Below are 6,563 nucleotides of genomic sequence, written 5' to 3'. Positions count from 1 at the left end.
AATGTGTATAAAAGACAATTTGATATTGGATCAAAACATGATATCCATGGGATTCTCCAGGATTTGGCAAAGAAAGGGATTGGCATCATCATTTTCAGTGACGATCTACCTGAAGTGATAGAAAATTGCTCCCGTATTCTGGTCATGAAGAATGGAAGGATTGTTACAGAGCTCTCAGCAGAGAAGACTGATGAGAAGCTGATTTTGTCACATATGTTGTAGGGAGGCATTACGGTGGATACAACACGTACGTTACTTAAGAAACTCTCTCGTCGGAATGAACCCTATATATTCCTGGTGCTTCTGGCGCTATGCTTGTTGATAGAATTCCGATCTGGGCAATTTTTCTCTTCCAACAATCTTGTTGACATTGCATCAGCGCTGATTGTCCCTGGCTTGTTTGCAATTGGTACTTTTCTGGTAATTATATCTGGAGGTATCGATGTTTCTTTTCCGGCTCTAGCTTCTTTAAGCGTCTATGCAACAACAAAATATCTGTTGGACACTAATTACGAGGGGGGTGTTTGGGTAGCAATCTTGATGGCTCTCGCCATTGGGGCCTTACTTGGGGCTTTTAATGGGTTGTTCATCGGATATTTCAAGCTTCCTGCCCTTATTGTAACGCTCGGTTCCTCGAGTGTATTCAAAGGAATTATGCAAGGGGCATTGAATTCCAGACAGTTGACCATCATCCCTTCAGGAATGCGAGACTGGGGCACCTCTGCACTCTTTACAGCGCGTAATCCTGTTTCTGGATTGACCAGCCGTATGCCCGTTACCTTCATTGCCTTTGTTATTGTACTGCTCTTTGTCTTCTTCCTGTTGAAATATACCATGTTTGGCCGAGGAATTTATGCGATTGGAGGAAGTGAGGTCAGTGCCCACCGAGCAGGCTTCAACGTAGTGCGGACAAAAGTGGTTATGTACATAATGGTAGGAATGATCGCCAGCCTTGCCGGTGTTATCAGGGTTTGCATGATGCAACAAGCACACCCAACCAATATGCTCGGTATGGAAATGAACATCATTGCAGGCGTAGTCCTGGGAGGCACAGCCATTACGGGAGGGCGCGGTACCCTGCTTGGATGTATGCTTGGTACCTTGCTTATTGTCATTGTGGAAAATTCCATGATTCTGCTTGGAATACCAACTTCGTACAAGAGTGTTTTCACAGGTGCCCTGATCATCATAGGCACTGGGGTCAGTGCTTACCAGGTTATGCACATGAATAAAGTTCGCAGCAAAAGAGTGAAGAGCAAGGAGGCTGCATGATGACCCAGGAAAGAATACAGCCAATGCAACGTTTCCAGCAAATGTACCGAAATGACCGACATCTCTGGCGATTGATCTTGATGATTGTCGTCTGGCTGTTGTTCATGGCAATTACTCGTTTCAGCAAGTTCTACTCCATGATTAATTTTCAGACAATGGCTGCCCAGTTCCCAGAGTTTGGTATCATGAGCTTGGGGGTCATGCTTTGCATGATTACTGGAGGTATTGACTTATCGGTTGTTGGAACGGCCAACCTCACTTCCATCCTTATGGGGTTCCTTCTCCTTCGGCTTACAGACGCTGCTGGAGGGCTTCCAGCTTTCGCCATTCCCTTGGTTTTTATTCTGGGAATTCTCATTGGAGGATCCCTAGGCTTATTCAATGGATTGCTTGTTTCAAAATTCCATATTCCTCCAATACTTGCCACAATGGGATCTGGGGAGTTGTTCACTGGTATTTGTCTGGCAATGACGAATGGAAATGCTGTAAGCAAGTTTTCTCGCACATACGCAAAGACCATCAACAATCGTCTCTTCGATCTGATTCCAGTGCAACTGATCATTTTTATCGTGATGGCAGCCCTTATCTGGTTTCTCATTTCAAAGACCGTCTTTGGAACAAAGATTTACATGTTGGGAACCAATGAAAATGTTGCCAAATTCAGTGGACTACATATTGATAGGCTGTACATGAAAACGTATATGCTCTCAGGCATTTGTGCGGCACTTGGTGGAATGATAATGCTTGCCAACTATAACTCTGCAAGAGCTGACTATGGGACAGTGTATACCTTGCAATGTGTCTTGATTGTTGTACTGGGAGGGGTAAACCCTTATGGAGGCCGAGGACGAATCAGTGGGGTTGTTTTAGCAATTATCTTGTTACGTCTTCTCGAAACTGGTCTCAACCGCTTCCCAAGAATCAGTAGCTACTATATTTCGCTCATCTGGGGTGGTGTTCTTATCCTGGTAATGGTCATGAATTACTTCACTGAACACAAGAAAGTGATTTTCCGAGAACCCACTCAACCTACTCTGCAGAAGGAGACTGCCAAATGAAACCTATCAAAGTCATGTTAGTTGGTGAATCCTGGTTTTCTGAGAGTTCTCACCACAAAGGATTCGACCACTTCAGTTCCGGTATCTATGAAACCGGGCAAGAGCATATGAGAAAATCCCTGGAAGCGGATAGGGAGATTGAATACACGCATCTTGCCGGTCATCTTGCTGGAGAAGAATTCCCTTCCAGTATTGAAGAATTATCAAAATATGATGTGGTAATCCTTAGTGACATTGGGGCAAATTCACTTCTGTTAAGTCGACGTGTATTCGTCGAAGGCAAGACTTCGGTAAATCGTCTTCAACTGATCAGGGAGTGGGTAAAAAATGGTGGAGCACTATGCATGTGTGGAGGGTATCTCTCTTTTGCAGGTATTCAAGCTTCTGCCAAGTACTTCAGGACACCGATTGAAGAGGTGCTACCTGTAGATATTTACACCTTCGACGACCGCGTTGAGACACCCGAGGGCGCAACCATAGAGGTTCTTGACCCTGAACATCCAATTATAAAAAACATTCCAAACCAGTGGCCTATCCTCTTGGGATATCAAGAGGCACCCCTGAAAAAGGATGCTCATCTCATCCTACGAACTGGCTACGGACATCCTCTTCTCGCTACAATGGAGTATGGGAAAGGACGATCATTGGTGTGGATGTCTGATATCGGGCCACACTGGTGTCCTCAGGATTTTGTCGAATGGGAAGGTTATCAGCTGCTGTGGCAAAATGCGATGCATTGGCTTGCAAAACAATGATAGAATGACTTCATAGGAAGTTGTAATCTAATACCTTAAGGAAGCTATTATCATGCAAAATACCAGCCACCTCATCGCCCTGCTCCATGAACAGATGTTCACCTATGAAAGGGGTAATCCAGAACGTATTGCTCACCTAACCAAGGTCCACGACTATGCCAGGACGATTGGCTTACTTGAAGGTCTTGAAGAGGAAACATTAGCAACCTTGGAAGTAGCCGCACTTGTGCATGATATCGGTATAAAGGAGTCCCTGGAAAAATATGGGAGTAGCAGAGGCGATTTACAAGAGAAGGAAGGACCTCCTCTCTCTAGAGATCTCCTGACTAAACTATCATTTCCAACGTCAATGATTGAAAGAGTTGCGTTCTTGGTGGGACATCACCACACCTACACAAATATTGAAGGAATCGACTACCAGATCCTCGTTGAAAGTGACTTCCTGGTAAATCTCCAAGAGAAGAAAACAAGCATTGAAGCAATTAGAGAGGTATATGAGGAGATTTTTAAGACAAAGTCAGGCAAGCAATTCTGTGGGGAGATGTTTGGGGTATAGGAATCTTAATTACTTCCATTAATCAGAGCAATTTTGCCTTGCGTTATAAAAGAAAGGTGACTTATCATACTGACATACTTGTTCTATTAGAACAAAAAACCCCTCTTGGAGGCCTCCCGTGAGACGACCTATCCGCTCTCTTCTTATCGCCGGTTGCTTGATTGCAATGACCTGATTCAAATTTCACTAATACTGTATCTTCTATGATAACTGCAAAGCCGTAGAGCCCCTGATAGTGATGAACGCCCGGAGATAAGGAAAGAACCTCTACCAATCTATTAATCGTATACCCCCCAAATCATAATTCGACGAGGCACTTAATATGTAATGCAATTTAATGACATTGTCATTACATATATAAATTACTATATAGAGAAAGAGGAGTAACATATGGAACGTTCGACCGTTAATATTAACTTTCGCATGGATGCAGAGTTGAAAACCAACTTTGAGAAAGCCTGCCAAGAACTTGGTTTGACTCCTTCTGCAGCCTTCACCATTTTTGCTACCAAAGTAGCAAGAGAAAAACGCATACCCTTTGAGGTTGCTGTCGATCCATTCTACAGTGAGCGAAACATGGCAAGGCTAAGAAAATCTATTGCCCAGATGGAGTCCAGCGGCGGCACAATCCACGAGGTGGATGTAAGTGATTAAGGCTTGGTCAGACGATGCTTGGCAGGATTTCGAGTACTGGACAAAGCAGGATAAGAAGACGTTAAAACGAATTTTGGCACTTCTTAGAGATATTGACAGGAATGGTTACAAGGGAATCGGTAAACCTGAGCGGTTATCGGGAAACCTCGCTCCATATTGGAGCTGAAGGATCGATGATTGCAATCGCTTGGTTTATCGTATCGATGGGGATATCATTCGAATCGTTCAATGTGGATCACATTACCGGGATAAATGAACGGTTGTCACTCTTTCAACGAAGCCGCGAGAAAGCACCGTATCATCCATAAAGGAGCTCTGCAAAGAATTCAAATCGTGTATGTCTCTCTAGCTGCAATTCACCTGTAGTTTGCTATGAGTACAGATACCTTGGCTGCTATTGCAGTTCTGCCATCTCTTCTTCACTCAATCTTCTGATATCCAATCCCTGTCCCAGATACCAGAGTTTAGCACTCTCTTCGAACTCCTCAGCAGCAAATACTGCTTCCTGAAGCGTCTTCCCTGTGGTGATCAACCCATGGTTCTGCATAAGGTAGGTAGAGAACCCAGGTTTGGATCGGATATCTTCTGCAATAAGAGGAGAACCAGGCCTTCTGTAGGGAAGTATCCCAACCTTGTTCACCTTCATGACAAAATATGGAGTAAAGGGGGTAAATGGACTGCCATCCTTGAGGTCCTTGGTGCTGGCAAGCAAGGTTGCATAGGTGGAATGCAGATGAACCACCGCTCGGATCTCGCTATGAGCAGCATAACAAGCTAGATGGAACGGTACCTCCTTGGTAGGAGCCTTTCCTCCAAGCAGTGTCCCATCTTCCTTGAAGTGAGACACCTCCGTTTCATCCAAAATCCCAAAGGAGGAGCCGGTGGGAGTGGCAAGGTAGGTACCATCAGGAAGTTTTACAGAGATATTTCCTGCACTTCCCACGACAAATCCTCGTTGGTAGAGGCTTGAGGCGAAGGAGACCAACTCACGTTTCATCTCAATTTCATTCATCATAACACTCCTGGGCTGTCTCTAGAAAGGATTCAGAACCAAAGTTCCCGCTCTTTAAAACCAGTTGGAACTTCCTGTCCAAGGACTGCACCCAAGAAACACCTGGGTCTATCTGCTCCCCGATGAGGTAGGCATCAACTCCCAAGGTGGAGGCAACCACCCCGCTGGTCTCTCCCCCTCCAACAATAAAGGTCTCGACTCCTTCTTGTGCGAGTATAGCTGTCATTCTTCCAAATACCTGCTCGATGATTCCCGCTAGATCCACTCCCTTGAACCGCTCCCGGTTATGCTGCAGTTCCTCTGGTGAGCGCGTTGCAAAGACCATGGGAGCAAGCGTGCTTCCCTGGTGGGCAAGTGCCCACTTGGCAAGCGTCTCAGGATAAGAGGGATCGTCCACACAAGCTTGTTCATCAATACTGAAACTCTCTACCTTCTCTTTATAGTAGGCAACTTGCTTTTGCATCATCGCTGAACAGGAACCAGCGATAACCACTGCATTTGTCCTCTTAGGAAGGAACGCAGGCTTCGCTATACCTCTCTCTCCAAGGGATTCAGCCCTCACTGTAGCAATACCCTGGGCCAAGCCAGAGCCTCCAGTGACAAGAAGCATATCCTCGGTTGCCTTGGCTATCGTAGTTAAGTCCTCATCGTTGATGACATCGACGATAATGTTGTTCACCCCATCCTTTTCAAGTGTATCAATTCGATTTTTTACTGCTGTAGCCCCTTTCCTGACCACATCATAATACACATGGCCATTGCAAGATGGACTCTGCATCGCAAGCAGATCGGCGAGTTTCGACATCCTCATTGGATTGAGTGGATGATGACGCATGGGAGAATCACTAAGCAGTTGGTCACCTACAAACAGGTAACCGTGGTACACGGTTCTTCCATTGATTGGAAGCGCAGGACAGATAAGTGTGCTGGAAAGCCCAAGCGCAGCCCTTAGGGCATCGCTGATGGGACCGATGTTTCCTTTCTCGGTTGAATCAAAGGTTGAGCAGTATTTATAGTAGAAGCGGTCGCAACCAGCTTCCTGTAGGAAAGCAAGTGCTGAGAGAGCCTCCTCTACTGCTTCAGAGGAGGGAATGCTCCTTATCTTCAGGCTCATGACAATCGCATCAGTCTCGGGAAGTTGCCCTGTAGCAACAGGCTTGGCACACATAAGTGTTCTCATGCCTCCAGATACCAAGAAGCCGGCAATATCCACAGCCCCGGTAAAATCGTCTGCAATAACTCCTAGTTTCATACAA

9 protein-coding genes and 1 pseudogene are annotated in these 6,563 nt (G+C 45.5%); 8 read left to right on the top strand and 2 right to left on the bottom strand.

Annotated features, from left to right (window positions below; genetic code table 11):
- The 8 genes and pseudogenes from JF818_RS15270 to JF818_RS16740 form a co-directional block, all read left to right on the top strand.
- Nucleotides 1–222 (top strand): annotated as a pseudogene (locus tag JF818_RS15270) (sugar ABC transporter ATP-binding protein); the annotation flags it as partial.
- A gap of 12 nt (nucleotides 223–234) precedes the next feature.
- A complete protein-coding gene (locus JF818_RS15265; RefSeq protein WP_198892890.1) occupies nucleotides 235–1,272 on the top strand; it encodes an ABC transporter permease in 1,038 nt (345 codons plus the stop codon).
- Nucleotides 1,269–2,330, top strand: a complete 1,062-nt coding sequence (locus JF818_RS15260; RefSeq protein ID WP_233067964.1) for an ABC transporter permease — start codon at nucleotides 1,269–1,271, stop codon at nucleotides 2,328–2,330. Before JF818_RS15265 ends, JF818_RS15260 begins: the two co-directional genes overlap by 4 nt.
- Nucleotides 2,327–3,085, top strand: coding sequence for a glutamine amidotransferase (locus JF818_RS15255; protein ID WP_198892888.1), 759 nt, complete (start codon nucleotides 2,327–2,329; stop codon nucleotides 3,083–3,085). Before JF818_RS15260 ends, JF818_RS15255 begins: the two co-directional genes overlap by 4 nt.
- 52 nt (nucleotides 3,086–3,137) lie before the next feature.
- Nucleotides 3,138–3,641 (top strand): HD domain-containing protein, encoded by a 504-nt coding sequence (locus tag JF818_RS15250; protein WP_198892886.1) that lies wholly within the window; start codon nucleotides 3,138–3,140, stop codon nucleotides 3,639–3,641.
- 390 nt (nucleotides 3,642–4,031) lie between these two features.
- Complete coding sequence (locus JF818_RS15245; RefSeq protein WP_198892884.1) at nucleotides 4,032–4,295, top strand: type II toxin-antitoxin system RelB/DinJ family antitoxin; 264 nt, start codon at nucleotides 4,032–4,034, stop codon at nucleotides 4,293–4,295.
- The gene (locus JF818_RS15240; protein WP_370570352.1) at nucleotides 4,288–4,461 is read left to right on the top strand and encodes a Txe/YoeB family addiction module toxin; all 174 of its coding nucleotides are present in this window, start codon (nucleotides 4,288–4,290) and stop codon (nucleotides 4,459–4,461) included. The genes JF818_RS15245 and JF818_RS15240 overlap by 8 nt, the downstream gene beginning before the upstream one ends.
- Nucleotides 4,397–4,603 carry a hypothetical protein gene (locus JF818_RS16740; RefSeq protein WP_370570353.1) on the top strand — a complete coding sequence of 69 codons (207 nt, stop codon included), beginning with the start codon at nucleotides 4,397–4,399 and terminating at the stop codon, nucleotides 4,601–4,603. Before JF818_RS15240 ends, JF818_RS16740 begins: the two co-directional genes overlap by 65 nt.
- An 86-nt stretch (nucleotides 4,604–4,689) precedes the next feature.
- Here JF818_RS16740 and JF818_RS15235 read toward each other — a convergent pair whose 3' ends face one another.
- Nucleotides 4,690–5,307 (bottom strand): aldolase, encoded by a 618-nt coding sequence (locus JF818_RS15235; protein ID WP_198892882.1) that lies wholly within the window; start codon nucleotides 5,305–5,307, stop codon nucleotides 4,690–4,692.
- Nucleotides 5,300–6,559 (bottom strand): 3-oxo-tetronate kinase, encoded by a 1,260-nt coding sequence (otnK, locus tag JF818_RS15230; protein WP_198892880.1) that lies wholly within the window; start codon nucleotides 6,557–6,559, stop codon nucleotides 5,300–5,302. Before otnK ends, JF818_RS15235 begins: the two co-directional genes overlap by 8 nt.
- Nucleotides 6,560–6,563 lie beyond the last annotated feature (4 nt).

It is taken from the genome of Sphaerochaeta sp. S2, assembly GCF_016406725.1.
Lineage (GTDB): Bacteria > Spirochaetota > Spirochaetia > Sphaerochaetales > Sphaerochaetaceae > Sphaerochaeta.
This window is presented reverse-complemented; position numbering and strand designations above follow the sequence as displayed.